Annotated in this window: 24 protein-coding genes; 15 read left to right on the forward strand and 9 right to left on the reverse strand. The window is 52.2% G+C overall.

Features of this window, described 5'->3' with window-relative positions; all coding sequences use genetic code 11:
- Positions 1 to 672, reverse strand: coding sequence for a ribonuclease T (rnt, locus tag DDT52_RS03450; RefSeq protein ID WP_136155112.1), 672 nt, complete (start codon positions 670 to 672; stop codon positions 1 to 3).
- 161 nt (positions 673 to 833) lie between these two features.
- Positions 834 to 1,241 (reverse strand): lactoylglutathione lyase, encoded by a 408-nt coding sequence (gloA, locus tag DDT52_RS03455; RefSeq protein ID WP_109053088.1) that lies wholly within the window; start codon positions 1,239 to 1,241, stop codon positions 834 to 836.
- A gap of 390 nt (positions 1,242 to 1,631) precedes the next feature.
- On the opposite strand from gloA, the gene DDT52_RS03460 reads away from it, so the two are divergent.
- Complete coding sequence (locus tag DDT52_RS03460; protein WP_136155113.1) at positions 1,632 to 1,871, forward strand: DUF1289 domain-containing protein; 240 nt, start codon at positions 1,632 to 1,634, stop codon at positions 1,869 to 1,871.
- Between the two features lie 170 nt (positions 1,872 to 2,041).
- Positions 2,042 to 2,479 carry a transcriptional regulator SlyA gene (gene slyA, locus DDT52_RS03465; RefSeq protein ID WP_136155114.1) on the forward strand — a complete coding sequence of 146 codons (438 nt, stop codon included), beginning with the start codon at positions 2,042 to 2,044 and terminating at the stop codon, positions 2,477 to 2,479.
- Positions 2,480 to 2,600: 121 nt separating this feature from the next.
- Here slyA and DDT52_RS03470 read toward each other — a convergent pair whose 3' ends face one another.
- A complete protein-coding gene (locus tag DDT52_RS03470) occupies positions 2,601 to 3,068 on the reverse strand; it encodes an outer membrane lipoprotein (protein ID WP_109053085.1) in 468 nt (155 codons plus the stop codon).
- Between the two features lie 344 nt (positions 3,069 to 3,412).
- Between DDT52_RS03470 and anmK the strand changes: the two genes are divergently transcribed.
- The 5 genes from anmK to pdxY all read left to right on the forward strand — a co-directional run bounded on the left by anmK (position 3,413) and on the right by pdxY (position 8,230).
- Positions 3,413 to 4,525, forward strand: coding sequence for an anhydro-N-acetylmuramic acid kinase (gene anmK, locus DDT52_RS03475; RefSeq protein WP_136155115.1), 1,113 nt, complete (start codon positions 3,413 to 3,415; stop codon positions 4,523 to 4,525).
- Positions 4,526 to 4,673: 148 nt separating this feature from the next.
- Positions 4,674 to 4,985, forward strand: coding sequence for an MliC family protein (locus DDT52_RS03480; protein ID WP_136155116.1), 312 nt, complete (start codon positions 4,674 to 4,676; stop codon positions 4,983 to 4,985).
- Positions 4,986 to 5,163: 178 nt separating this feature from the next.
- Positions 5,164 to 5,847, forward strand: a complete 684-nt coding sequence (pdxH, locus tag DDT52_RS03485; RefSeq protein ID WP_136155117.1) for a pyridoxamine 5'-phosphate oxidase — start codon at positions 5,164 to 5,166, stop codon at positions 5,845 to 5,847.
- A gap of 159 nt (positions 5,848 to 6,006) precedes the next feature.
- Entirely contained in the window at positions 6,007 to 7,284 is a 1,278-nt protein-coding gene (gene tyrS / locus DDT52_RS03490) for a tyrosine--tRNA ligase (protein ID WP_136155118.1), read from the forward strand.
- 88 nt (positions 7,285 to 7,372) lie between these two features.
- Entirely contained in the window at positions 7,373 to 8,230 is an 858-nt protein-coding gene (gene pdxY / locus DDT52_RS03495) for a pyridoxal kinase PdxY (RefSeq protein WP_136155119.1), read from the forward strand.
- Between the two features lie 74 nt (positions 8,231 to 8,304).
- Here pdxY and gstA read toward each other — a convergent pair whose 3' ends face one another.
- Positions 8,305 to 8,913, reverse strand: coding sequence for a glutathione transferase GstA (gene gstA, locus DDT52_RS03500; protein WP_109053079.1), 609 nt, complete (start codon positions 8,911 to 8,913; stop codon positions 8,305 to 8,307).
- 491 nt (positions 8,914 to 9,404) lie between these two features.
- Here gstA and acnA point away from each other — a divergent pair, with 491 nt between their 5' ends.
- The gene (gene acnA, locus DDT52_RS03505; RefSeq protein WP_136155120.1) at positions 9,405 to 12,077 is read left to right on the forward strand and encodes an aconitate hydratase AcnA; all 2,673 of its coding nucleotides are present in this window, start codon (positions 9,405 to 9,407) and stop codon (positions 12,075 to 12,077) included.
- Positions 12,078 to 12,221: 144 nt separating this feature from the next.
- Entirely contained in the window at positions 12,222 to 13,862 is a 1,641-nt protein-coding gene (locus DDT52_RS03510; protein ID WP_136155121.1) for an ABC transporter substrate-binding protein, read from the forward strand.
- 48 nt (positions 13,863 to 13,910) lie between these two features.
- On the opposite strand, the gene ribA is transcribed toward DDT52_RS03510, so the two are convergent.
- Entirely contained in the window at positions 13,911 to 14,504 is a 594-nt protein-coding gene (ribA, locus tag DDT52_RS03515; RefSeq protein WP_109053429.1) for a GTP cyclohydrolase II, read from the reverse strand.
- Between the two features lie 203 nt (positions 14,505 to 14,707).
- Between ribA and pgpB the strand changes: the two genes are divergently transcribed.
- The 5 genes from pgpB (at position 14,708) to yciH (ending at position 18,455) form a co-directional block, all read left to right on the forward strand.
- Positions 14,708 to 15,475 (forward strand): phosphatidylglycerophosphatase B, encoded by a 768-nt coding sequence (pgpB, locus tag DDT52_RS03520; protein WP_136155272.1) that lies wholly within the window; start codon positions 14,708 to 14,710, stop codon positions 15,473 to 15,475.
- A 97-nt stretch (positions 15,476 to 15,572) separates the two neighbouring features.
- Positions 15,573 to 15,878 carry a LapA family protein gene (locus tag DDT52_RS03525; RefSeq protein ID WP_136155122.1) on the forward strand — a complete coding sequence of 102 codons (306 nt, stop codon included), beginning with the start codon at positions 15,573 to 15,575 and terminating at the stop codon, positions 15,876 to 15,878.
- 13 nt (positions 15,879 to 15,891) lie between these two features.
- Complete coding sequence (gene lapB, locus DDT52_RS03530) at positions 15,892 to 17,061, forward strand: lipopolysaccharide assembly protein LapB (RefSeq protein WP_136155123.1); 1,170 nt, start codon at positions 15,892 to 15,894, stop codon at positions 17,059 to 17,061.
- 330 nt (positions 17,062 to 17,391) lie between these two features.
- Positions 17,392 to 18,126, forward strand: coding sequence for an orotidine-5'-phosphate decarboxylase (gene pyrF, locus DDT52_RS03535; RefSeq protein ID WP_136155124.1), 735 nt, complete (start codon positions 17,392 to 17,394; stop codon positions 18,124 to 18,126).
- A complete protein-coding gene (gene yciH / locus DDT52_RS03540) occupies positions 18,126 to 18,455 on the forward strand; it encodes a stress response translation initiation inhibitor YciH (protein WP_136155125.1) in 330 nt (109 codons plus the stop codon). The genes pyrF and yciH overlap by 1 nt, the downstream gene beginning before the upstream one ends.
- A 68-nt stretch (positions 18,456 to 18,523) precedes the next feature.
- On the opposite strand, the gene osmB is transcribed toward yciH, so the two are convergent.
- The gene (osmB, locus tag DDT52_RS03545; RefSeq protein ID WP_136155126.1) at positions 18,524 to 18,736 is read right to left on the reverse strand and encodes an osmotically-inducible lipoprotein OsmB; all 213 of its coding nucleotides are present in this window, start codon (positions 18,734 to 18,736) and stop codon (positions 18,524 to 18,526) included.
- A 341-nt stretch (positions 18,737 to 19,077) separates the two neighbouring features.
- On the opposite strand from osmB, the gene araD reads away from it, so the two are divergent.
- Positions 19,078 to 19,773, forward strand: coding sequence for an L-ribulose-5-phosphate 4-epimerase (gene araD / locus DDT52_RS03550; RefSeq protein ID WP_109053070.1), 696 nt, complete (start codon positions 19,078 to 19,080; stop codon positions 19,771 to 19,773).
- 97 nt (positions 19,774 to 19,870) lie between these two features.
- Here araD and DDT52_RS03555 read toward each other — a convergent pair whose 3' ends face one another.
- The 3 genes from DDT52_RS03555 to DDT52_RS03565 form a co-directional block, all read right to left on the reverse strand.
- Positions 19,871 to 21,937 (reverse strand): carbon starvation CstA family protein, encoded by a 2,067-nt coding sequence (locus tag DDT52_RS03555; RefSeq protein WP_136155127.1) that lies wholly within the window; start codon positions 21,935 to 21,937, stop codon positions 19,871 to 19,873.
- 280 nt (positions 21,938 to 22,217) lie between these two features.
- A complete protein-coding gene (locus DDT52_RS03560) occupies positions 22,218 to 23,135 on the reverse strand; it encodes an aldo/keto reductase (protein ID WP_136155128.1) in 918 nt (305 codons plus the stop codon).
- A gap of 173 nt (positions 23,136 to 23,308) precedes the next feature.
- Positions 23,309 to 25,243 (reverse strand): exoribonuclease II, encoded by a 1,935-nt coding sequence (locus tag DDT52_RS03565; RefSeq protein ID WP_136155129.1) that lies wholly within the window; start codon positions 25,241 to 25,243, stop codon positions 23,309 to 23,311.
- Between the last annotated feature and the right edge of the window lie 40 nt (positions 25,244 to 25,283).

Consider the following 25,283-nt stretch of genomic DNA (forward strand, 5'->3'; position numbering starts at 1 on the left):
TTAACTGGCCTCAGACTCGGTTTCTGACGAGTCTTCATTCAGAGCCACAGGCCATCCTCCCAGACGTTTCCAGCGGTTCACCAACTCGCAAAACAGCAGTGCGGTCTGATTGGTATCATAGAGCGCAGAATGGGCCTGGCTTGAGTCAAACGCGAGACCGGCGGTAAGACAGGCTTTCGCCAGGACCGTCTGTCCCAGCACCAATCCGCTCAGTGCCGCGGTATCAAAGGTAGCGAAAGGGTGGAAAGGGTTGCGCTTCAGGCTACAGCGCTCGGCCGCGGCCATCATAAAACTGTGATCGAATGTTGCATTGTGTGCGACGATAATCGCCCGGTTACAGCCTTGATCTTTTATCCCTTTACGGACCATTTTGAAAATTTCATGCAAGGCTTCATATTCGCTGACCGCACCGCGTAAGGGGTTGGTGGGATCGATGCCATTAAAAGCCAGCGCGGCGGGTTCCAGAATAGCGCCTTCAAAAGGTTCTACATGGAAATGCAACGTTTCATCCGGCTGTAACCAACCATCCGTGTCCATTTTTAATGTTACCGCAGCGATTTCCAGTAATGCATCGGTTTTAGCATTAAATCCGGCGGTTTCAACATCAATCACTACCGGATAAAACCCACGGAAACGACCACTCAGGGCGTTCAGGTCATTTTTATCAGCCATTAGTCTCTTATCTTTAGCAAAATGCAGCGCGCATTATGGCAAATTTTGGCGAGAGATGCAGTATACCCTGCTTATTTGACGCGGCAGCGCCGGGGGACGGCGGGGTAATGTGCGGCAAGGAAGGCAGGTGTCAGTCTGACACCTGCGGTTATCTTCGTGGATTAGCGACCGATGCCCTGACCGGAGTGGGAATTTTCGATCAGTTCGATTTTGTAGCCATCCGGATCTTCAACAAAGGCAATAATCGTGGTGCCGCCTTTTACCGGACCTGCTTCACGGGTGACATTGCCGCCAGCCTGACGAATGCGCTCGCATGTTGCTGCGACATCATCGACGCCGAGTGCAACGTGCCCAAAGGCACTCCCCAGATCGTAACTATCAACGCCCCAATTATAGGTTAATTCAATGACCGCCCCTTCGCTTTCTTCGGTATAACCGACAAAAGCCAGCGTATATTTGTATTCGGTATTTTCACTGGTGCGCAGCAGGCGCATACCCAGAACCTTGGTGTAAAAATCGATAGAGCGTTGTAAATCGCCAACACGCAGCATGGTATGAAGTAAGCGCATAATTTCCTCGATTGGCTATTGTAGTTAACCGCAACAGGGCGGATAGGAAAGTCGACAGAATGGAAGTATAGCGTTGCCGGTATGCTGAGTCCAAATCATTGGCAGGAAAGGTATCGGCAGTTGATGCCGGGCCATTTCGGACTTCATGGCGCAGACCAAACGTGAGATATTCAACCGGCCATGCACAGGATTTTATGCCGTTATTGAGTCGCCGAAGCGTTAAAAAGGGGTGAACAAACGATGGGAAAGGGCGTTCAGGACCTATCGCCGTGAAGAAAAATCGTCAGAAATAACAATGCTTACCTAATTATTTTTATGGTTACCGATAGCAGGGACTTGCCAGCGGGAGAGAACAAGGCTTCAATAAATAGAGTTGTAGAAGGAGGTTCGGTGCCAGAGCAACTTGAACTTTTTGTCGTCCCCAATCCTTGTCGTGGCGTTTGTCAGTCTGATGAACGTGGATATTGTCGCGGTTGCTTTCGTAGTCGCAACGAACGTTTTAGCTGGGGCCAAATGAGTGATGTGCAAAAACAGGAAGTGTTGCGTCTTTGCCGGCAGAGAATGAAACGTCTGCAACGTACAGAGAAAGTTGTATTACCAGTAGAATCGCAGCAGCAGTCTTTATTTTAAATTGCCAGCTAACGTTCACTTAATAAAATAAGTCCGAGATCATTTTTAAAAGGCTTTTGTTTGGTAGTATTCCTTTTACTACAACGATAAATGCTATTTTCCATTTTTATAAATCAGAATTGATTGCAATCCAGGGATATAACTTAGCACGCTAATTATAAGGAGATGTGATGGAATTGCCATTAGGATCTGATTTAGCTCGTCTGGTGCGCGTTTGGCGTGCGCTGGTCGATCATCGATTAAAACCGCTGGAATTGACCCAAACGCATTGGGTGACGCTGCATAACATATATCACCTGCCGCCTGGTCAATCACAGATTCAACTGGCTAAAGCGATAGGAATTGAACAGCCGTCATTAGTCAGGACATTAGATCAACTGGAAGATAAGGGATTGATTACCAGACACGTGTGTTCACATGATAGACGCGCTAAACGTATTATGCTTACCGAAGCCGCCGAACCGATTATTCAGGCTGTCAATGACGTAATTAGCCATACCCGTAACGAAGTATTATTCGGCATCACGCCTGAACAGGTTGATGAATTAGCCTTGCTGATTGCACGGCTGGAACAAAATATATTGGCCCTGCATGAAAATCAGGTTTAGTGAAATTTAGGTATTAGCAGTCAATCCCGGAAACATTATCGAGATTATTATTGATCGTTTTTACCGGAATTGGGTTATTGACGGTAATCGCCACGGCAAAAGTGGCGATTACCGTTATGGATTAGCGGGGAGAGACGGTAATGCTGCGGCCGTTGCTTGCCATGGCAACGCGCTGGCCTGCGCTGAATTTCGTGTCACCCTGTTTTTGAACGACCATAATGGTGCTGCCGTCGTCCTTACGGATTTCCAACTCGATACCTTGAGTCCGGTTCATGGCGCCTGTCGCGCTTTGACCTGCTACGCCGCCGGCCACTGCGCCTGCTGCGGTTGCCAGACTACGGCCGGAGCCCCCGCCGATGGTATTCCCCAGAAAACCACCCAGAACCGCGCCGCCAAGCGCACCGATGACGTTGGAATCTTCACCTGCCTGAATTTGTACCGGGCGCGTTGAGACAATAGTACCGTACGTGACCGTCTGCACCTGTTTGGCTTCGGAGGCGCTGTAGACATCTCCTGAAAGCGTACTGGTATTGGCGCAGCCAGCCAGTGTGATACCAGCCAGAGTAACCACAAGTAAACGCTTCATCATAATAAAGACTCCTGTAATGGCAAATATGTCGGGAAGGCACGGCCTTGGCCGACGAATGTTATACCGATAAATTATGGTCTGGCTCAACATCCCATTCCACTCTTTTTACGCTTTTTTGCAGACTATGCTAGTGCACTTCAATTAGATGTAAACAAAGAGCGAAATTTTGTTAAATCGGTTTTTTGTAGCAAATATTATCAATCCGTTGTTTTTCAACAAAAATGCAACAGGGATGGCAAAAACACAAAAAATTTTAATAATTCAGCCTGTTACCATGCTATTTTTGTTACCGCTATATTTCCAATCGCCATTCTTCTTTGCCCCTATGGGGAAAAGGTCATGAAATGAGATCAGGCAGATACATTGGTGTCATGTCAGGTACCAGCCTTGACGGCGTCGACGTCGTGTTGGCGGCTATTGACGAACACACGGTTGCGCAACAGGCCAGCTATTGTCACCCGATGCCACAGGATATCAAAAAAGCCATTCTGGGCATGTGTCAGGGGCAGAGGGTGACGCTCTCCGCGCTGGGACAGCTGGATACCCGTTTGGGAATACTTTTTGCCGAGGCGGTGCTGGCCTTGCTCAAAGAAACCGGACTGAATCCGCAGGATATTACGGCCATTGGTTGCCACGGACAGACCGTCTGGCATGAGCCGAACGGTGAAGCGCCTTGCACGTTGCAGATTGGTGATAATAACCGTGTCGCCGCGATGACCGGGATCACCACCGTGGGGGATTTTCGCCGTCGCGATCTGGCCTATGGCGGGCAGGGTGCGCCACTGGTGCCGGCGTTCCATCATGCGTTGCTGCAACATCCTGTGGAACGTCGGATCGTTCTGAATATTGGCGGTATCGCGAATATGTCGTTGCTGGTGCCGGGGCTTGCCGTTCGGGGCTATGACACCGGCCCGGGTAATATGCTGTTGGACGCCTGGATCTGGCGCCATTGCGCCCAGCCTTACGATAAGGACGCGCAGTGGGCCATATCAGGGCAGGTTAATCTATTGCTGTTGCAACGCATGATATCCGATCCCTATTTTTCTCAGCGCGCGCCAAAGAGCACGGGGCGTGAATATTTTAATATGGGCTGGCTGGAACGAAAACTGGCCGGTTTACCCCCGCTATCCCCGCAGGATGTTCAGGCCACATTAACTGAGCTGACCGCCGTGAGCGTGGCAAATCAGGTACTGTTAACCGGCGGTTGCGAACGCCTGCTGGTGTGCGGCGGCGGTGCCAGAAATCCTCTGATTATGTCCCGGCTGTCTGCCCTGTTACCGGGTATTGAAGTCAGTACCACCGATGAATTCGGCGTGAGTGGCGATGACATGGAAGCGCTGGCGTTCGCCTGGCTCGCCTCGCGGACGTTATCCGGGTTGCCCGGCAATTTGCCATCGGTTACCGGAGCCAGTCAGGAAACGCTGCTTGGCGCGATTTATCCGGTCATGATGGATTAATCGGATTTTGCTGAGATTTCAGTCGATCGCCTATTGTTAAACTGGCGTCAGAAAATGGGATATTACCGCGTGGTATGACATTTTTCTGACGCCAAAAACGGGCTCATGCTAAAAACGGGTTCATGCCAAAAACAATGGGAGATAAAGAGTGAAACGAGTGTTGACGGGGATGGCGCTGGTTCTGTTAAGCGGATGTAGCTACTTCACACCGGAACAGACGGAGGAAACGCTGCACTATCAGTGCGGCACGATGCCGTTGACGGTCACGATGCAGACCGGAGAAAAATCGTCGTCGCAGGTGAGTTTCCTGCTGGATGGCGAGCGCCATATTTTACCACTGGCGGTATCCGCTTCGGGAGCACGATACAGCGACGGAACATACACATTCTGGAGCAAAGGCAACCATGCCTTTATTCAACGGGGTGAACGCGTCATTGTTGATGACTGTACATTGAACTAACCGCCAATCGTCATCGTGTTTCTGCTGTAACGTTTTCCGTATCGATATCAAATCCGGTAGCTGCGCGCATTGAGTGTGTCATCGGCGGCGTGCGCTGCTGATTGAGATTTCTTGGACGTGGGCGCAAAATGATATTTACTATCCGCTTTCGAATCCGATATTGCTACAGCAGGACATTATGACACAGGAAAGTACGCCTTCCGGTAAAACCCCTCTTGTTCAGGACGCTGATATCGCCGACTTGCGCCGTGAATATACGCGTGGCGGACTGCGCCGCAGCGATCTGACCGATAACCCGATGGATTTGTTCGAACGCTGGCTGAGGCAGGCCTGCGACGCAAGGCTGGCAGATCCAACGGCGATGTCGGTTGCTACCGTTGACGAACATGGTCAACCCTACCAGCGTATTGTGTTATTAAAGCATTACGATGAAAAAGGGATGGTGTTTTACACCAATCTTGGCAGCCGCAAAGCGCTTCATCTTGCGCACAACCCTCAAGTCAGTCTGCTTTTTCCCTGGCATATGCTGGAACGGCAGGTGATGGTGTTAGGGCGCGCCGAAAAACTGCCGCCTCTGGACGTACTACGGTATTTCCACAGTCGTCCCAAGGACAGCCAGATTGGCGCCTGGGTTTCCAAACAGTCCAGCCGAATTTCGACACGAGGTGTGTTGGAGAGTAAATTCCTTGAACTCAAGCAGAAATTCCAAAATGGTGAAGTCCCGTTGCCAAGCTTCTGGGGCGGCTTCCGTGTCACTATTGACTCAATGGAATTCTGGCAGGGTGGCGAACATCGTCTGCATGATCGATTTTTCTATCAACGACAGGGTGAGCGCTGGCAAGTTGATCGTTTAGCGCCCTGATCTTGAAATATCCTCGTTTAATTCTGGCGCTCCTGTCGAGAGCGCTTTATCCTATGAAGTTTCGCACTATTAACGTTAGAAGAGCCTGATGAATAGGCAACTGCAAGTCGTCATGCCTTGCATATCACACTATATTTTTGCATAAAAATGGAGTTATCGATGGCGAGTAGTAACCTGATTAAACAATTGCAAGAGCGGGGCTTGATTGCCCAGGTGACGGATGAGGATGCGTTAGCAGAGCGACTGGCGCAAGGGCCAATTGCGCTGTATTGCGGCTTCGATCCTACCGCTGACAGCTTGCATTTGGGGCATCTGGTACCGCTGCTTTGCCTGAAACGTTTCCAGTTGGCAGGGCACAAACCTGTTGCGTTGGTAGGCGGAGCGACGGGATTGATCGGCGATCCGAGCTTTAAGGCGACAGAACGTAAGCTGAATACGGCGGACACCGTCAGTGAATGGGTTGAGAAAATCCGCCATCAGGTCTCTCCGTTTCTGGATTTTGACTGCGGTGAAAATAGCGCGATTGCAGCCAACAACTATGATTGGTTTGGCAACATGAACGTGCTCGATTTTCTGCGCGATATCGGCAAACATTTCTCTGTTAACCAGATGATTAATAAAGAAGCCGTCAAACAGCGTCTGAACCGTGACGATGTGGGGATCTCGTTTACCGAATTTTCTTACAATCTGCTTCAGGGGTATGACTTTACCAGCCTGAACAAGCAGTATCAGGTTGAACTGCAAATTGGTGGTTCCGACCAGTGGGGCAATATTACGTCGGGTATTGATTTGACCCGCCGCATGAACCAGCAGCAGGTCTATGGCATGACCGTGCCGCTGATCACCAAATCCGATGGCACCAAGTTCGGCAAAACGGAAGGCGGCGCAATCTGGCTGGATGCCAGCAAAACCAGCCCTTACAAATTCTACCAATTCTGGATTAATACCGCTGATGCGGATGTGTATCGCTTCCTGAAATTCTTCACGTTCATGAGTCTGGAAGAAATCAATGCGCTGGAAGAAGAAGACAGGAACAGCGGTAAGGCGCCGCGCGCGCAGTACGTGCTGGCCGAAGAAGTGACCCGCATGGTTCATGGCGAAACCGGACTGGCCGCCGCGCGCCGTATCACGCAGAGCCTGTTCTCCGGTTCACTACAAGATATGACGCAGGATGACTTCGCGCAGTTGGCGCAGGATGGCATGCCGATTACTGAACTGGAACGCGATGCCGATTTACAACAGGCGCTGGTCAGCGCAGATCTGGTGCCGTCACGCGGTCAGGCCCGAACGATGATTTCGTCCAATGCCGTAACCGTTAACGGCGAAAAACAGGCCAATCCTGAATATACTTTCAGTGAGTCCGATCGTTTGTTTGACCGCTATACGCTGCTGCGCCGAGGCAAGAAACACTATTGTCTGATCTGCTGGAAAGCATAAGAAAAACCAAAGGGAGCGTTAGCTCCCTTTATTCTGTTCGTCCGTTATCAAGGCGCAATTGCGCAGGCAAGGATTTAAGTCGTTTCTAATGAAAAACATACTTTCTATTCAATCACACGTTGTTTTTGGACACGCGGGGAATAGTGCCGCCGAATTTCCTATGCGTCGGATGGGAGCAAACGTTTGGCCGCTAAATACGGTGCAATTTTCCAACCATACGCAATATGGGCACTGGACGGGTTGCGTCATGCCCGCCAGCCATTTAACGGAAATTGTTCAAGGGATTGAAGATATTGACCGACTGAAGGATTGTGATGCGGTGCTGAGTGGCTACATTGGTTCTGCGGAACAGGGGGAGCATATTTTAGGCATTGTGCGTCGGGTAAAGGCGGCCAATCCTGATGCGCTGTACTTCTGTGATCCGGTGATGGGAACGCCCGAAAAAGGGTGCATCGTCGCGCCAGGCGTGTCGGAATTCCATTGCCGCCAATCGTTGCAGGCTGCCGATATGATTGCCCCGAATCTGCCGGAGCTGGAACTGCTCAGCGGCCATACCGTGCATAATGTGGAAGACGCGGTGGAAACGGCGCGGGCATTGTGCAGACAGGGGCCGAAAATCGTGCTGGTTAAACACCTCAGCCGTGCCGCTTATCGTGAGGACAGCTTTGAAATGCTGCTGGTCACGCCCGGTGATGCCTGGCATATCAGCCGCCCTCTGGTGGAATTTGAACGGCAGCCGGTGGGAGTGGGCGATCTGACCAGCGGATTATTGCTGGTGAATTTACTGAAAGGCGTCGCGCTGGACAAAGCGTTGGAACACACCACCGCCGCAGTTTATGAAGTGATGCTCATGACAAAAGAAATGGGTGAGTATGAATTGCAACTGGTAGCGGCACAGGATGGCATTGCTAATCCCCGTCACCATTTTCAGGCTGTGCGTTTATAACGGCATCCATTGCCTCAGGGAGGAGGCAATGGATTCTGAACAGGCAACAACAACGTGCCAGCGTTTTAGATTTTTTAGCCTTTCAACCGTTCGATTTTAAGCGCCATGGCGACAGACGGACGTTCGGCCATATGATCGAGATAGGCTGCCAGCGCGGGGTAACGGAACATATCCAGTTTTAATGACTGTGCCCAGCGCATGACGGTAAACAGATAGGCATCCGCAATACTGAAGCGGTTGGCGACCAGGTAATTCTGTTCGCTCAATACCAGATTGATATAGCGGAATTTTACCTGCAGATATTCAATTAACAGTTCTTTGTAGGTTTCGGGCGTACCGCGCCGGAAGATAGGGGCAAAACTTTTGTGTAACTCGGTGGCGATATAATTCAGCCATTCAATGGTGTGGTAACGCGCCATACTGCCCACCGGCGCAATCAGATTACAGTGCGGCACCAAATCTGCCACGTATTGGGCGATGGCAACGCCTTCGGTCAGTACGGAGCCGTCATCAAGCTGCAGCGCGGGGACAAGGCCTTTGGGATTGATCTGTAGATAATCAGTGCCGCGCTCGGTTTTTTTGGTGCGGAGATCCACTTTTTCAAGTTTGAACTCTAATTTGGATTCCAGCAGAACAATATGCGTAAAAAGAGAGCCGCTTTCGGGTTTGTAAAACAGTTTCATGAAAACCCCTTGATATTATTATTTTTCCATCAACTGATGTGAAATTTTTGTTAAATAAACGGATTCCGTATTTTTACTACAAACAGCGACATCAGGTTGTGAAGCGCCTTGCAAAACAGCTTTTGATGTATCAGTCATGAAACATTGAGCGTTACACCCGCTATTTTTTTCGTCGCTGGTAGCCGGCTATTACTCGTTCCTCCCTGGGTCCCGCACCTTAAAATTGATTGGATATAGCGTTACGTATATCGTCAAAATAGACATTATCTTTACTTAATTTATCGGTTACGAAAGTTTTTTTCCATTTTTATAACCCACCTCGCAATAGCATTTTTCAATAGTAAATGGCTATCGTTGCATTCATATCGTCTTGTTGCGAAAACGTTATATTTTGTTTGTGTTATCTTTAAATAAGACCGTATGTTCAAGCTGGGTATTAAATGACCGGTTGACACAGAATAACAATTCGCTAAGTCACCTTGGGAGGAAGCATGTCAGCTCATTTTCGCGATACTTGTCTGGCTGCTCTGACAGTTCGGCAGCAAACCTACCATTATTACAGCTTACCTTTGGCCGCTCAGCGGCTCGGCTCACTGGATAATCTACCCAAATCGTTAAAGGTTCTACTGGAAAACCTGTTACGCCATCTGGATGACGATACCGTCCGGCAGGAGGATTTGCAGGCCGTGGTTTCCTGGTTGAAAACCGGGCATATCGATCGGGAAATCGCCTATCGTCCAGCGCGTGTGCTGATGCAGGATTTTACCGGCGTGCCCGCCGTGGTCGATTTAGCCGCAATGCGCGCCGCGGTGCATCGTCTGGGGGGCGACGTGAAAAAAGTCAATCCGCTATCGCCCGTGGATCTGGTCATTGACCACTCGGTGACGGTTGATCACTTTGGCGATGAGCAATCGATGGCGGATAATACGCAACTGGAAATGGAACGTAATTACGAGCGCTATCAGTTTCTGCGCTGGGGACAAGATGCCTTTAGTCATTTCAGGGTCGTACCGCCCGGCACGGGGATCTGTCATCAGGTGAACCTGGAATATCTGGCAAAGACGGTCTGGTATGAAACACAGAACGATAAAACGATCGCCTATTCCGATACGCTGGTCGGGACTGACTCACACACCACCATGATTAACGGCCTTGGCGTGTTGGGATGGGGCGTCGGCGGTATTGAAGCGGAAGCGGCTATGCTGGGTCAGCCGATATCCATGCTGGTGCCCGACGTGGTTGGCGTCAAACTGACGGGTAAAATGCGCGAAGGCATCACGGCGACCGACCTTGTGCTGACAATAACGCAAATGCTGCGTAAGCACGGGGTGGTCGGCAAATTCGTTGAATTCTATGGCGACGGTCTGGATTATTTACCGCTGGCCGATCGTGCCACCATCGCCAATATGGCGCCGGAATACGGCGCGACCTGCGGCTTCTTTCCGGTTGACGCCATCACGCTGGAATATATGCGCTTAACCAATCGGAGCGAGGAACAGATTGCGCTGGTGGAAGCCTACAGTAAGCAGCAGGGACTATGGCGTAATCCGGGGGATGAACCCGTTTTTACCAGTCAACTGGCATTGGATTTGGGCGATGTGGAAACCAGTCTTGCCGGCCCGAAACGACCTCAGGATCGCGTGGCGCTGGCGGATGTGCCGAAAGCGTTTAAAGCGAGCAGAGAGCTGGACGTTAATACGGTAAAAGATCGTCTGGACTATGAAACATTTGCCCTGAATGGCGAAACCCACCGGTTGTATCAGGGAGCGGTGGTCATCGCGGCGATCACCTCCTGTACGAATACCTCCAATCCCAGCGTGTTGATGACCGCTGGCTTGCTGGCGAAGAATGCCGTTAAACGCGGGCTGAAGAAAAAACCGTGGGTGAAAACCTCACTGGCTCCCGGTTCGCGTGTGGTAACGGATTATTATGACAAAGCCGGGCTGACGGCATACCTTGATGCGCTGGGGTTTAATCTGGTGGGGTATGGCTGCACCACCTGTATCGGTAATTCCGGTCCGTTACCTGACGCCATCGAAACGGCGATCAAGAAAGGGGATTTAACGGTGGGCGCTGTGCTATCAGGAAACCGTAACTTCGAGGGACGTATTCACCCGCTGGTAAAAACCAACTGGCTGGCGTCGCCGCCGCTGGTGGTCGCCTACGCGCTGGCCGGGAATATGAATATCGATCTCACCACGGAGCCACTGGGTGAAGATCAGCTGGGGAATCCGGTCTATATGCGTGATATCTGGCCTTCCGCGCAAGAGGTGGCGAAAGCGGTATTGAATGTCAGCGCGGATATGTTCCACAAGCAGTATTCAGCCGTATTCGAAGGCACGCAGGAATGGAAAGATATCGAGGTGGACAACAACCCGACCTATCAATGGCCGCAGGATTCGACCTACATCCGCCAGACGCCTTTTTTCCTTGAGATGGGAAAAGAGCCGGAGCCGATAGAGGATATTCATGATGCGCGCATTTTGGCGATGTTGGGTGACTCTGTGACGACCGACCATATCTCGCCGGCCGGGAATATCAAACGTGATAGCCCTGCCGGGCGTTATCTGCTGGAGCGTGGCGTTGAGACCAGTGAATTCAACTCGTATGGTTCGCGCCGCGGGAATCATGAAGTGATGATGCGGGGGACGTTCGCCAATATCCGTATCCGTAACGAAATGGTGCCCGGTAAAGAAGGGGGATATACCCGTCATGTGCCTTCCCATAACGAGATGACCATTTACGATGCGGCGATGCGTTATCAGGAGGAAAACGTACCGTTGGCGCTTATCGCCGGCAAGGAGTACGGCTCAGGCTCCAGCCGTGACTGGGCCGCCAAAGGGCCTCGTTTGTTGGGGGTGCGAGTGGTGATTGCCGAGTCTTTTGAACGTATTCACCGTTCGAACCTGATCGGAATGGGGATTCTGCCGCTGGAGTTTGCGGACGGCGTAACGCGTAAAACGCTGCAACTGACCGGAGATGAGCAGATATCCATTACCGGATTAAATCAGTTGACGCCCGGCGCCACGGTCGATGTGGCGATTAAGGATAGTGCGGGGAATCGTTCGGTGATTAAAACCCGGTGTCGTATTGATACGCGCAACGAACTTACCTATTACCAGAACGACGGCATTCTGCACTATGTGATTCGTAACATGCTATAACCCAGCCTCGCTGACGCAGGTTTCCGCCTGCGTCAGATTGCTCCGTTTCCCGCATTAAATTATCGTTTCCGGGTATTGATTCTGGTTATTCTGTGGAATAAGCGGGCGATAAACCCCATTCGCCCAACGATAACAGGAGGTTATATGCCCGATGCCATAAGAAAACAGGTCGAAAAATCATTGCTGCTTGCCGCGCTGGCAATGGGCGCCGTTGCGCCGGCAGCAAGCGGACTTGCTGCAACCGTTCCTGCCGGTGTGGTATTGGCGGAAAAGCAGGAGCTGGTGCGCGCCAACGGTACGGAACCGGCGTCGCTCGATCCGCAAAAAGCGGAAAGTGATGTCGAGGCGAATCTCATTCATGACTTTTTTGAAAAACTGGTTTCGTTGCGTGATGACGGGACCGTTTCCGGCGGGCTGGCCGATAAGTGGGAACAACAGGGCCATCAGATCTGGACCTTCCATTTGCGTCCGGACCTGAAGTGGTCCGATGGCAGTCCGCTTACCGCCGATGATGTGGTCTTCAGTTGGCGGCGTCTCGCCGATCCGAAAACCCTTTCCCCCTATCAGTCCTATATCACCAGCATGTATGTGCGGAACGCTGACGACATCGTGGCAGGGAAGAAGCCGTCCAGCACGTTGGGTATCAAGGCGCTGGATCAGCAAACGGTGCAGATCGAGCTCGATCGCCCTTTGTCCTATTTCCTGTCGATGACCGGGCATTTTGCGATCGTGACGTTGCCGCAAGCGGCGATTGAAAAATATGGCGATAAGTGGACGCAACCGGGCAATTTCGTTAGCAGCGGTCCTTTTACCCTTGGCGAGTGGGTGGTCAATGAGCGGATTGTTGGAAAACGGAACGCACATTATTGGGATAACGCGCATACGGTGCTGAACAAAGTGACCTATCTGCCCATTGTGTCAAACACGGCGGAGGTTAATCGTTACAAAGCGGGAGAGGTGGACGTGACGTTCACGCTGCCGCCGCACCTGTTTAAATCGCTAAAGACGGAATACCCCGATCAGGTTAAGGTGACCCCGCAGTTGTCGACTTACTACTATAAATTCAATACGCAAAAACCGCCGTTTGACGATCCTCGCGTCAGACGGGCGCTGGATCTGGCGCTGGACAAAACCGTGATTGCCGAAAAAGTGCTGGGCATGGGGCAGGTGCCTGCTTATAACCCGCTGCCTCCCGGTATGGCGGGATATACCAGCGAGCAGCCTGAATGGGCGGCTTGGACACAGCAGCAAAGAAACGCCGAGGCGAAAAAACTGCTGTCCGAGGCGGGGTTTACCGCGGAGCGGCCATTAAAGTTCAACCTGCTGTACAATACGTCGGAGTCACATCAACGGATTGCAATTGCCGCCAGCTCCATGTGGCAGCAGGTGCTGGGCGTTGAGGCAACGCTGAAGAATCAGGAGTGGAAAACCATGCTGGACACGATGCGCATCGGTGATTTTGAGGTGGTCAGATCGTCCTGGGCGGCGGATTATAATGAGCCTTCCACCTATTTTGATATCTTGCGTACCGGGAACAGCAATAACCAGGGTAAATTCACCGATGCGCAATACGATGCCCTGCTGGATCACGCGGTCAACGCGGACACGTTAGCGGCGCGTAATAGCGACTATCATCAGGCGGAAAAAATTCTACAGCAGCAGGCTCCGCTGCTCCCTGTCTATTATTATGTGCGCGCGCAGCTGGTAAAACCCTATATCGGCGGGTTTAAGCCCGACCAGAGAGCGGATATATACAGCAAGGATATTTATATCATCAAACATTAAGACAGGATGAATGCCGGGATTCGCCTGGCATTCACGCTGATTTACGTATTATTTCGTATCCAGCAGATGACCCATCTTGGCGGCTTTCGTCGCCAGATAGCGCTCGTTCTTCGGATTACGGCCAACCTGCAACGGCACGCGTTCAACGATATTAATGCCTGCTTCATCCAGAATTTTGACTTTCTGCGGATTATTGGTCAGCAAACGGATTTCATCTACGCCCAGCAGCTTGAACATGTCCGCGCACAGGGTGAAATCGCGCTCGTCGGCGGCAAACCCCAACTGATGATTGGCTTCTACCGTGTCAGCCCCCAGATCCTGTAAGGCATAGGCCCGGATTTTATTCAGCAAACCAATATTGCGTCCTTCCTGACGGTGGTACAGCAATACGCCACGACCTTCTTCTGCAATATGGCTCAATGCGGCCTCAAGCTGGAATCCGCAATCACAACGCAGACTAAACAGCGCATCGCCCGTCAGGCACTCGGAATGCACCCGGGCCAGCACCGGGGTCGGCCCTGAAATATCACCATAAACCAATGCGAGATGATCGTGTCCTGTGGCAATTTCTTCAAATCCTACCATCAGGAAATCGCCCCAGGGGGTGGGTAATTTGGCATCTGCCACCCGTTTTAGCTGCATGTTATTCTCCAAAAAAGCAAAAATGCTGACGCGCATCCTACTGCCGGATGGGGGGATTGACCAGCAGGAAATTGTGGGGCAATCACTCGCACATTGACAGAACTGATAGCTATTTTACGCCATACTGACAGTTCATGCCGGTTTTTCTGATAGTATCGGGAAAAATTATTTTTCGGCATCATACTGAATTATAGGAAGAAATGATGTACGACATCACCAAAAGAACCACTGTTGGTGCGGCATTGCTGCTCATTATGCCGATCATGATTTGGGTAAGCGGATGGCAGTGGCAGCCGGGATATGGCGGTTTGTGGTTAAAGATTCTGTTTTGGACTACCGAAACGGTCACGTCGCCGTGGGGCGCGCTGACCAGCGTGGTGCTGAGCGTCTGGTTTTTATGGTGCCTGCGTTTTCGGCTGAAGCCTGCGCTTGGGCTACTGGTTATCATGTTGATTACGGTGCTCATCGGGCAGGGGGTAAAATCCGGCATTAAGGAATGGGTGCAGGAGTCGCGGCCTTTCGTGATCTGGCTGGAAAAAAATCACCAGATTGACGACCGCTATTTCTACTCTTTACCGCGTAAAGCGCGCGCGGAACTGGTCAAATCCCAGTTGAAAAATGAACAACAGATTCCCAAATGGTTGCGTCATCACTGGCAGTCTGAAACCGGGTTTGCTTTTCCTTCCGGCCATACTATGTTTTCTGCAACCTGGGCGCTGTTGGCCGTTGGGTTATTGTGGGCCCGTCGGCATTACAAAACCGTGATGGTACTCATGGTGTGGGCCAGCGCGGTGATGGGAAGTCGTCTGGTTTTAGGCATGCACTGGCCGCGCGATCTGATTGTGGCGATCCTCATCAGTTGGCTTCTGGTGGTGGTCGCCTGCTGGCTGGCTCAGCGCTGGTGTGGCCCGCTGTCGCTACAGCGGGAGGAAATCAGGGAACAGACCGCCGAGGATACCGCCAACAACTAACTTTCCCTGTCAGGGCGGGAAATGGTAATTTAATGGGGTTTATCGCCAAAATTTGGCATAATTCATCCGGTTAATGGGATATCACAGGAAAGAGAACGTGAAATATTTGCTGATTTTTTTACTCGTGCTGGCGATATTCATCATTTCTGTCACACTGGGCGCGCACAACGATCAGGTAGTTACGTTTAATTATCTGCTGGCGCAAGGGGATTACCGCGTATCAACGCTGCTTGCCACGCTGTTCGCGCTGGGTTTTGTTCTTGGCTGGATAATCTGCGGTCTGTTTTATCTGCGTCAGCGCATTGCGTTGGGGCGTGCACAACGTAAAATCAAGCGTCTGGAGCAGCAGCTTTCTGCCTCGAACGAGGAAAATGTGACGCCAGCACAGCCCGTCACCCACTAAGGAATCATTCTCTATGCTAGAACTGCTGTTTCTGTTGCTGCCTGTGGCCGCCGCTTACGGCTGGTACATGGGCCGCAGAAGTGCGCAGCAGGATAAAGATCAGGAATCTAACCGTCTGTCGCGTGAGTATGTGACAGGGGTGAACTTTCTGCTCTCTAATCAGCAGGACAAGGCTGTCGAGCTTTTTCTGGATATGCTTAAAGACGACAGCAATACCTTCGAAGCTCACCTGACTCTGGGTAATCTGTTCCGTTCTCGCGGTGAAGTTGACCGTGCTATCCGCATTCATCAGGCGTTGACAGAAAGCGCTTCCCTCACGTTTGAGCAGCGTCTGCTGGCAGTGCAACAGCTTGGGCGTGATTACGTGGCGGCGGGATTGTATGACCGTGCCGAAGAGATTTTCAATCAGTTGGTCGATGAAGACGATTTCCGGCGTAGCGCCTTGCAGCAGCTATTGCAGATTCACCAATCCACCAGTGACTGGCTCAATGCTATCGAAACGGCCGAAAAACTGGTGAAAATGGGTAAAGATGAACTCCGGGTGGAGATCGCGCATTTTTATTGTGAACTGGCGCTGCTTGCCATGGGCAGCGACGATCTGGACAAGGCGCTGTCGCTACTGAAAAAAGGGGCGGCGGCGGACGCACAGTGCGCGCGAGTTTCCATCATGATGGGGCGTATTTATATGGCCCGGCAGGAATATGGACGTGCGATCGATTCGCTACAGCAGGTTCTCGATCAGGATAAAGAACTGGTCAGCGAAACTTTGCCGATGCTACAGGAGTGTTATCAGCACCTGCGGGAATCTCAAAACTGGTCCGATTTTCTCAAACGCTGCGTCGAAGAGAATACCGGCGCGACTGCCGAACTGATGCTGGCGGATATTCTTGAGCAAGAGCAGGGAGCGGAAGTGGCGCAGGTTTATATCAACCGCCAGTTGCAACGCCACCCCACCATGCGCGTATTTCACCGACTGATGGATTTCCATTTGCACGAAGCCGAGGACGGCAGGGCAAAAGAGAGTCTGGTGGTCTTGCGCGATATGGTTGGCGAGCAGATCCGCACCAAGCCGCGTTATAGCTGCCGGAAATGTGGTTTTACCTCTCAGTCATTATATTGGCACTGTCCTTCCTGCCGCGCCTGGGCAAGCGTCAAACCTATTCGTGGATTGGACGGCCAATAAATATCGCCGTTCCATCATCCTTCCGCTATTGCGTATGTCATTCGTAAGGTGTTTTATTTCATTAGTTACAACATACTAATTGCTACAACAGATCACCGTTCCAGCCGCCTGCGGTGTTGATATCAGCCAAGCAGGAAAGTTCAGCATTTCAGTCAGCAATAGCGCATTGTGCGCATAGGCGGTGTGGAAGCGAAGCGCAGAAATCAACAACGTTAAGCATTAAAGTCGATGGGCATAAACAGGCGGCTGGGATTTCAACCGCGGGGCATGTAGAATGCGGCGGGAATTTTGGGACGCGATTAATGGTTTTGCTAAATCAAGAGGTGACATGTGACACACAAAAATCTGCAAGAAAATAGCCTGGCTTCTCCGATTATTGTGGCGCTGGATTATGCCGATCGGCAGGCGGCATTGTCATTTGTTGACCGCATCGATCCTCAGGATTGTCGTTTAAAAGTGGGCAAAGAGATGTTTACGCTGTTTGGCCCGCAGTTTGTTCAGTCGCTTCAACAGCGCGGTTTCGATGTTTTCCTCGATTTGAAATTCCACGATATTCCAAATACGGTCGCACATGCGGTTGCGGCGGCGGCCGAACTGGGCGTGTGGATGGTGAATGTTCATGCCAGCGGCGGTACGCGCATGATGATGGCGGCGAAAGATGCTTTATTGCCATTCGGTGATGATGCGCCGCTGTTGATTGCCGTTACGGTGCTGACCAGTCTGGAAGCAGAAGATCTGCGCGACCTGGGCATCATGACCAGCCCGGCGGAACAGGCGGAAAGGCTGGCGCTGCTGACGTATCACTGCGGCCTGGATGGCGTGGTCTGTTCCGCACATGAAGCGGAGCGTCTGAGACAGGCGTGCGGCGAGGGCTTTAAACTGGTTACGCCGGGAATCCGCCCTGCTGGCAGCGATGCCGGCGATCAACGCCGTATCATGACGCCGGCTCAGGCCCAGCTTGCGGGTGTGGATTATATGGTGATTGGTCGTCCGATTACCCAGTCCGCCGATCCGGCTCAAACGCTTCGCGATATCCGGGCTTCGCTGCCCGCCGGGGAGGCATAATGAGTAACGGCGATAACAGTCGTCTGGTGTATTCCACAGAAACCGGACGTATCAAACCGGAAGAAGAGAAGGTGGTTCGCCCGCAAGGTGACGGCATTGTTCGTATCCAGCGTCAGACCAGCGGACGTAAAGGGAAAGGCGTGTGCGTCATCAGCGGTATCGATCTTGATGATGCCGCATTGGATAAGCTGGCCGCCGAATTAAAGAAAAAATGCGGCTGTGGCGGTGCAGTCAAGGAGGGCGTTATTGAGATTCAAGGCGATAAACGCGATTTATTGAAACAGCTACTTGAAGCGAAAGGGATGAAAGTCAAACTGGCTGGCGGATAAGCGCTGTTTGGCTTGATGAGTGACAGCAGGCTCGGAGGAGTTAAGTAAGTCTGCTGTCAGAAAATTCGTTAGTCTACCTGACGGCCAATCAGGCCGCCGATGGCAGCGCCGCCCAACGTACCCAATGTTCCGCCATCGGTTAAGACGGCCCCGCCTACGGCGCCGGCGCCGGCGCCAATCGCAGTATTGCGATCGCGTTTAGACATGTTTGAACAGCCCGCCAGAGTAACCGCCAATGTAATGGCTAATGCGGCGGTAGCAAAACGTTTGTTTAATTTCATGTTTTTCCCCTTTTAACTCTCGGCCTCACGCTATTAAGTGAGGAAAATATCGTATAACAGATTTTTCACGGTATTAAATAATCATACCGCGCCTTCCGTTGCTTACCGGCTAGTATAATCATCGGTAAAAACCGCAACAGGTAAAAACTCTTAATTCCCGCACGTTTATTTAACGATAGCAACAATTGGTAAAATAGGTGATTTTTTGTCCATGCGTGCCGGGTTGTAAATTTTGAGTTGCAGCAGAACACCACCGGATCTTTAGCGATTTAGCCCATAGCGGCGCATGAGGGGGACCGCGAGAATGGCGTAATGGCAATGTCGCTGGGGGAGAGTTGATCATGTTGGAAGCGCTAAAAAAGCAGGTGTTGGACGCCAATCTGGCATTACCGCAGCATCATTTGGTGACATTTACCTGGGGCAATGTTAGCGCGGTAGATCGTCAGCAGGGCCTGATGGTGATTAAGCCATCGGGTGTGGAATATGCGGTGATGACGGTTGACGATATGGTGGTGGTGGAGCTGGAGAGCGGCAAAGTAGTGGAAGGGACGAAAAAACCGTCATCGGATACGGATACTCACCGTGTGCTGTATCTGGCGTTTGCCGATATTGGCGGTATTGTCCATACCCATTCTCGGCATGCCACGATTTGGGCGCAGGCCGGAAAAGATATTCCCGCCTGGGGAACGACACATGCTGATTATTTCTATGGCGGCATTCCCTGTACGCGTTTGATGACGGACGAAGAGATCAACGGGCGCTATGAGTGGGAAACCGGCAACGTGATTGTTGAAACCTTCCAAACCCGCGGGCTTTCCCCCGTGGATGTCCCTGCGGTCTTGGTCAATTCTCATGGTCCGTTTGCGTGGGGAAAAGATGCGGATAACGCGGTGCATAATGCGGTCGTGTTGGAAGAGATTGCCTACATGGGGATTTTTTCGCGCCAATTGACGCCCGAACTGGGCGATATGCAACAAACTTTACTGGATAAACACTACCTGCGTAAGCACGGTAAAAACGCTTATTACGGACAGTAGTCATTTATGCGTCATCACCAGATAAAAAATCCCTCCAGCGGAGGGATTTTTTATGTTCGATCAACAGAATAGGATTGAATGACTTCTGTTGAAACGCTTAACCACGGTGAGGTTCCTCCCGGAAAACAACGGGCGTTTCGTTCGCGGTTGGCGTACTGCTATTCATTGCCCGGCGAATAACAAAGAACGCCGAAATCAGCATGGTGACGGCGACCAGCATAAAGAACCCACACAGCGCCGCGTTAATCTGGTTGCTGAAAACGATGGTTTCCATGTCTTTAATGCTCTTGGCTGGCGCAATCAAGGTGCCTTGCTCGATACCGGCCGAGAAACGTTTCGCCTGTGCCAGGAAGCCAATGCTGGGTGTCTCGTGGAAAATTTTCTGCCAGCCGGCGGTCATCGAGGTGATGAACAGCCAGACCGTCGGTACGATAGTGACCCAGGCGTAGCGCTGTTTCTTCATCTTGAACAAGACCACCGTGCCGAGGATCAGCGCCATAGACGCCAGCATTTGGTTACCGATGCCGAACAGCGGCCAGAGGGTATTGATCCCGCCCAGCGGGTCAATAACGCCCTGATAGACGAAGAATCCCCAGCCGGCAACCGCGACGGTGGTTCCGGCCAGATTACCCAGCCAGGAATGGCTTTTACCCATGCCGGGAACCACCACGCCCACCAGATCCTGAACCATGAAACGGCAGGCGCGCGTGCCCGCATCGACGGCGGTCAGAATAAACAGCGCTTCAAACAGAATGGCAAAGTGATACCAGAAGGCCATCATTGCCCGGCTGTTAAAGATCTCGGTGATGATATGCGCCATCCCCACCGCGAAGGTTGGCGCCCCGCCGGCACGTGACAGAATTGAGCCTTCACCCACGTCGCGGGCTATCTCGCTGAGCGCTTCTGGCGTAATCACAAACCCCCAGCTGTTAATCACCTGAGAGGCATTTTCCACCGTTGTCCCGATTAAGGCGGCCGGGGAGTTCATGGCGAAGTAAATACCCGGCTCGATAACTGAAGCACAGATAAGGGCCATGATGGCGACAAAGGATTCCATCAGCATTGCGCCGTAGCCAATAAAGCGGATATGACTTTCACGCTCGACCAGTTTTGGCGTGGTGCCGCTGGATACCAGCGCATGGAAACCGGAAATCGCGCCACAGGCGATGGTGATAAACAGGAAGGGGAACAGGCTGCCGGAAAACACCGGACCCGAGCCATCAATAAAGCGTGAAACCGCAGGCATTTTCATTTCAGGCATGGCGAAGACGATACCTACCGCCAGCCCGACAATCACCCCGATCTTCAGGAAGGTCGAGAGGTAGTCACGCGGCGCCAGCAAGAGCCACACTGGCAGTACCGAAGCGATAAAGCCATAGATCACCAGTATCAAGGTCAGCGTGGTCCCTTCCAGAGTAAAGAGGGGTCCCCAGTATGGATGTGCGGCAATGTTGCCGCCATAAACAATCGCCAGCATCATCAGGACAAAGCCGATGATGGAGACTTCCGCAATTTTTCCGGGGCGTATAAAACGCATATAAACGCCCATGAACAACGCGATGGGGATTGTGGCGGCGATGGTGAACAATCCCCAGGGACTATCCGCCAATGCCTTGACTACCACAAGAGCCAGCGCGGAGAGGATGATAATCATCACGCCCAGCGCGCCCAACATGGTGATCACCCCCGCGAAAGCGCCCAGTTCCTGTTTGGCCATTTCTCCTAACGAACGCCCGTCGCGACGGGTGGAGATGAACAGCACCAGGAAATCTTGCACGGCGCCGGCCAGCATTACACCAACCAGAATCCAGATAGTACCGGGTAGAAAGCCCATCTGGGCCGCCAGGATCGGGCCCACCAGCGGACCGGCGCCCGCAATCGCCGCAAAATGGTGGCCGAACAGCACCCATTTATTGGTAGGGACGTAATCCAGTCCATCGTTATGCCGCTCCGCCGGCGTCAAACGGCGGTCATCGAGTTCAAAGACTTTTTTGGCGATAAACAAACTATAAAAACGGTAGGCAATGCTATAACAAGCCACTGAAGCAACCACCAACCACACGGCATTCACGTGTTCACCACGGCTTAATGCCAGCATAGCGAAAGCAGTGGCTCCCGCCAGGCCGACTAATAGCCAGATCACCATGCTCTTGACGTTATTCATAACAACGGCTCCTTCGTATTCAGGAAGAGATATAGCGCGAGTGTTAATGCAATTTAACAATAGTGTGTTTAAGGCCAGTGAGAAGGGAGAGTAATGAGAAATGTGAGCAACGATAAATTTTTGTAAATAAATTCAAGGAAACGTTCGGATTACCACGGAGCAATCGGCGGAAAAATAATAAAAAACCGGTAAAAACACGTCCTGCGGGAGTCATCTGCGATGGCTCCCGCTATCCCTGGTTATGCCTGTGCAGGCATGATAGTCATCGTGATGTCAGAAATTAAGGCAGCGCATTGCCTGCCGCACGATAGATCTCATACCACTCTTCACGGTGCAGGATAATGTCTGACGCCGGTGCGATATCACGGATCCGTTCAGGATTCATCGTGCCGATAATCACCTGCATTTGAGCCGGGTGACGCAGAATCCAGGCTGTGGCAATCGCCGTATTGGTCACCTGATAGCGGTTCGCGAGGCGATCGAGAGTGGCATTAAGCTCGGGGAATTGGTCATTATCCAGGAAAACGCCGTCAAAAAAGCCGTACTGAAAGGGTGACCAGGCCTGAATGGTGATATCGTTCAGCCGACAATACTCCAGAATTCCGCCGTCGTGATTAACGGAAGCCGGGTTGGTCATGTTGACGTTTAACCCCGCATCAATCATGCCGGTATGCATGATGCTGAACTGTAACTGGTTGGCAATCAGCGGCTGCGCGACCGATTTCTTCAGCAGTTCGATCTGCAATGGGTGCTGATTGCTGACGCCGAAATGGCGGACCTTGCCGCTTTTCTCCAGTTCATCGAAGGCGGCGGCCACCTCATCGGGTTCAAACAGCGTATCCGGGCGGTGCAATAACAGCGTATCCAGATAATCGGTTTTTAAACGCTGTAAGCTGCCCTCTACCGACGCGATGATGTGGGTTTTGGAAAAATCGAAAGAGCCTTTGCGAATGCCACATTTCGATTGCAGAAAAATGGACTCCCGTTTAACGGCGGTCTTTTGTAGCGCGGCGGCAAAAATCTCTTCTGACAGACCTGCGCCATAGATATCGGCATGATCAAAAAAATCGATACCCACATCCACGGCGGTACTGATGATAGCGGCGGCTTCTGCTGTACTTTTCTTCGCCATACGCATACAACCCAGTGAAATATTGCTGGCGTGTAGTGCAGATGTACCGATCGAGATGGTTTTCATTGGAAACGCTCCTGTCGGAGGGGAAGAACCTGCACACATTGATGACGGCGTGGCAGGGAGCGGGTATACACTCAGTTATAAAGGGTAGGTAAAACATGCGGGACAGGCAACTGTCCCGCATTGCTCCTGAAATCGATCGCGTAAACTAACGATATCAGGCGAAGGGGCCGCACTTATGCGGCCGGTTTAGCCAGAATGCTGCGGGTTTCCAGACGAACTTCGGCGATCACCACATCAAGAATATCGCCCTGACGGTACACCACCTCCCCTTTGACGGAGACGGTTCCCATTTCCTGGCTGCATACCAGTTCGTCGCGCACGGCGTGAATAAAGGAGGACGGGATAAACGCCACTGCGCCGTTATCCAGTAGCCGAACGCGCAGACCACCGCGGGTGACATCCATAATCTCTGCCGAAAAACGCGTAGCCGTTCCGGCTTTGTCCTTCAGAAAACGGGCATACAGCCAGTCGCCGACATCCCGTTCCGCCATACGATTCAGACGACGCCGTTCCGCCAGTTGAACGGTCACTTCATCCTGCGGCTTCTCTGCTGACTGACCCGTGATCACGGCTTTCAGCAGGCGATGGTTAATCATATCGCCATACTTACGAATCGGTGAGGTCCAGGTTGCATAGGCTTCCAGACCCAGACCAAAGTGGGGACCCGGCGTCGTGCTGACTTCGGCAAACGACTGGAAACGGCGGATTCGGCTGTCCAGGAACGGCGTGGGTTGGGCATCCAGTTCACGGCGAAGCGTACAGAAGCCCTCAAGCGTCAGTAACGCCGGCGCCTCGGCCTTGATACCGTGGGTATCCAGTACGGTAACGGCCTGTTCAACCGAGGCGGGATCAAATCCGTTATGAATGTTGTAAATGCCAAAACCCAGCTTGTCGCGCAGTACCCGCGCCGCGCAGACGTTGGCCGCGATCATGGCTTCTTCCACGATGCGGTTCGCGATACGGCGCTGCTCGACCACGATATCCAGCACTTCGCCTTTTTCTCCCAGAATGAAGCGATAGTCAGGGCGATCTTTAAACACCAGCGCATGGGTATTACGCCATTCGCTGCGCGCCAGACAAATGCGCTGCAATAAACGAATCTGTTCGGCAATCGTGTCGTTGGACGGCTGCCATTCGCCGGTTTCTTCCAGCCAGTCGGAAACGTCGTCATAAACCAGCTTGGCTTTGGATTCGATCCAGGCGGCGAAGAAATGGATATCGTCGCCCAGCGCGCCATCAGCGCCAATGGTGACGCGACAGGCCAGAACAGGGCGGCGCGCATTGGGACGCAATGAGCAGATATCGTCTGACAGCGGACGCGGCAGCATCGGAATATTGAAACCGGGCAGGTAGTTGGTAAACGCCCGCTGGCGGGCGATGTTATCCAGTTCGCTGCCGGTGGCGACATAGGCCGTCGGGTCGGCGATCGCAATGGTCAATTGCAGCGAACCATCGCCATTGTCCTGAGCGAACAGGGCATCATCCATATCTTCGGTGCTGGCGCTGTCGATGGTCACAAAGCTCAATGCGGTCAGATCTTCACGCACCAGGTCGCCATCATTACGCTCGGTCGCTTCAGCCTCCGGCGCAGAGCGCTCCAGATTATGACGTGACAACGTCACCCACCACGGCACCAGCGGATCGTCTCCGGTGGTGATGTATTGGGTCAGCTCGGCGTGAAAACCGCGATCGCCCTTAAGCGGATGTCGGCGCATTTCCGCCACCGCCCAGTCGCCTTCCTGAAACGCATGGCCGACATCCCGTGCGGCACGGCAGGGAATCGCCTCTTTCAGCAATGGATGGTCGGGAACGATGGACAGGCGATCGTCTTTTTTCTGAACGCGCCCGACGAAGCGGGTCAGGAAAGGTTCAATCAGGGATTCAGGCTCGGCAATCTCACGCTCTTTTTCGGTATGCAGCGTGGCGATAATTCGGTCGCCGTGCATCACCTTTTTCATGTGCGGAGGTGGGATGAAATAGCTCTTTTGTGCATCAGCTTCAAGAAAGCCAAAGCCTTTGTCGGTGCCTTTGACGACACCTTCGACTCGTGGCGTCTGAGAATGAAGTTGCTGTTTTAGCTGTGCAAGCAGCGGATTATCTTGAAACATGGCGTCCAGAAATACGGTTGTAAGTAGCTCGATTAGCGGC

It is taken from the genome of Brenneria roseae subsp. roseae (assembly GCF_003115845.1).
Classification (GTDB): Bacteria; Pseudomonadota; Gammaproteobacteria; order Enterobacterales; family Enterobacteriaceae; genus Brenneria; species Brenneria roseae.

Bases quoted from the DNA above. Each gene is read 5' to 3' on its own strand.
- rnt (WP_136155112.1), bottom strand. From the start codon at position 672: ATGGCTGATAAAAATGACCTGAACGCCCTGAGTGGTCGTTTCCGTGGG.
- gloA (WP_109053088.1), bottom strand. From the start codon at position 1,241: ATGCGCTTACTTCATACCATGCTGCGTGTTGGCGATTTACAACGCTCT.
- slyA (WP_136155114.1), top strand. From the start codon at position 2,042: ATGGAATTGCCATTAGGATCTGATTTAGCTCGTCTGGTGCGCGTTTGG.
- DDT52_RS03470 (WP_109053085.1), bottom strand. From the start codon at position 3,068: ATGATGAAGCGTTTACTTGTGGTTACTCTGGCTGGTATCACACTGGCT.
- anmK (WP_136155115.1), top strand. From the start codon at position 3,413: ATGAGATCAGGCAGATACATTGGTGTCATGTCAGGTACCAGCCTTGAC.
- pdxH (WP_136155117.1), top strand. From the start codon at position 5,164: ATGACACAGGAAAGTACGCCTTCCGGTAAAACCCCTCTTGTTCAGGAC.
- tyrS (WP_136155118.1), top strand. From the start codon at position 6,007: ATGGCGAGTAGTAACCTGATTAAACAATTGCAAGAGCGGGGCTTGATT.
- pdxY (WP_136155119.1), top strand. From the start codon at position 7,373: ATGAAAAACATACTTTCTATTCAATCACACGTTGTTTTTGGACACGCG.
- gstA (WP_109053079.1), bottom strand. From the start codon at position 8,913: ATGAAACTGTTTTACAAACCCGAAAGCGGCTCTCTTTTTACGCATATT.
- acnA (WP_136155120.1), top strand. From the start codon at position 9,405: ATGTCAGCTCATTTTCGCGATACTTGTCTGGCTGCTCTGACAGTTCGG.
- DDT52_RS03510 (WP_136155121.1), top strand. From the start codon at position 12,222: ATGCCCGATGCCATAAGAAAACAGGTCGAAAAATCATTGCTGCTTGCC.
- ribA (WP_109053429.1), bottom strand. From the start codon at position 14,504: ATGCAGCTAAAACGGGTGGCAGATGCCAAATTACCCACCCCCTGGGGC.
- pgpB (WP_136155272.1), top strand. From the start codon at position 14,708: ATGTACGACATCACCAAAAGAACCACTGTTGGTGCGGCATTGCTGCTC.
- lapB (WP_136155123.1), top strand. From the start codon at position 15,892: ATGCTAGAACTGCTGTTTCTGTTGCTGCCTGTGGCCGCCGCTTACGGC.
- yciH (WP_136155125.1), top strand. From the start codon at position 18,126: ATGAGTAACGGCGATAACAGTCGTCTGGTGTATTCCACAGAAACCGGA.
- osmB (WP_136155126.1), bottom strand. From the start codon at position 18,736: ATGAAATTAAACAAACGTTTTGCTACCGCCGCATTAGCCATTACATTG.
- araD (WP_109053070.1), top strand. From the start codon at position 19,078: ATGTTGGAAGCGCTAAAAAAGCAGGTGTTGGACGCCAATCTGGCATTA.
- DDT52_RS03555 (WP_136155127.1), bottom strand. From the start codon at position 21,937: ATGAATAACGTCAAGAGCATGGTGATCTGGCTATTAGTCGGCCTGGCG.
- DDT52_RS03560 (WP_136155128.1), bottom strand. From the start codon at position 23,135: ATGAAAACCATCTCGATCGGTACATCTGCACTACACGCCAGCAATATT.
- DDT52_RS03565 (WP_136155129.1), bottom strand. From the start codon at position 25,243: ATGTTTCAAGATAATCCGCTGCTTGCACAGCTAAAACAGCAACTTCAT.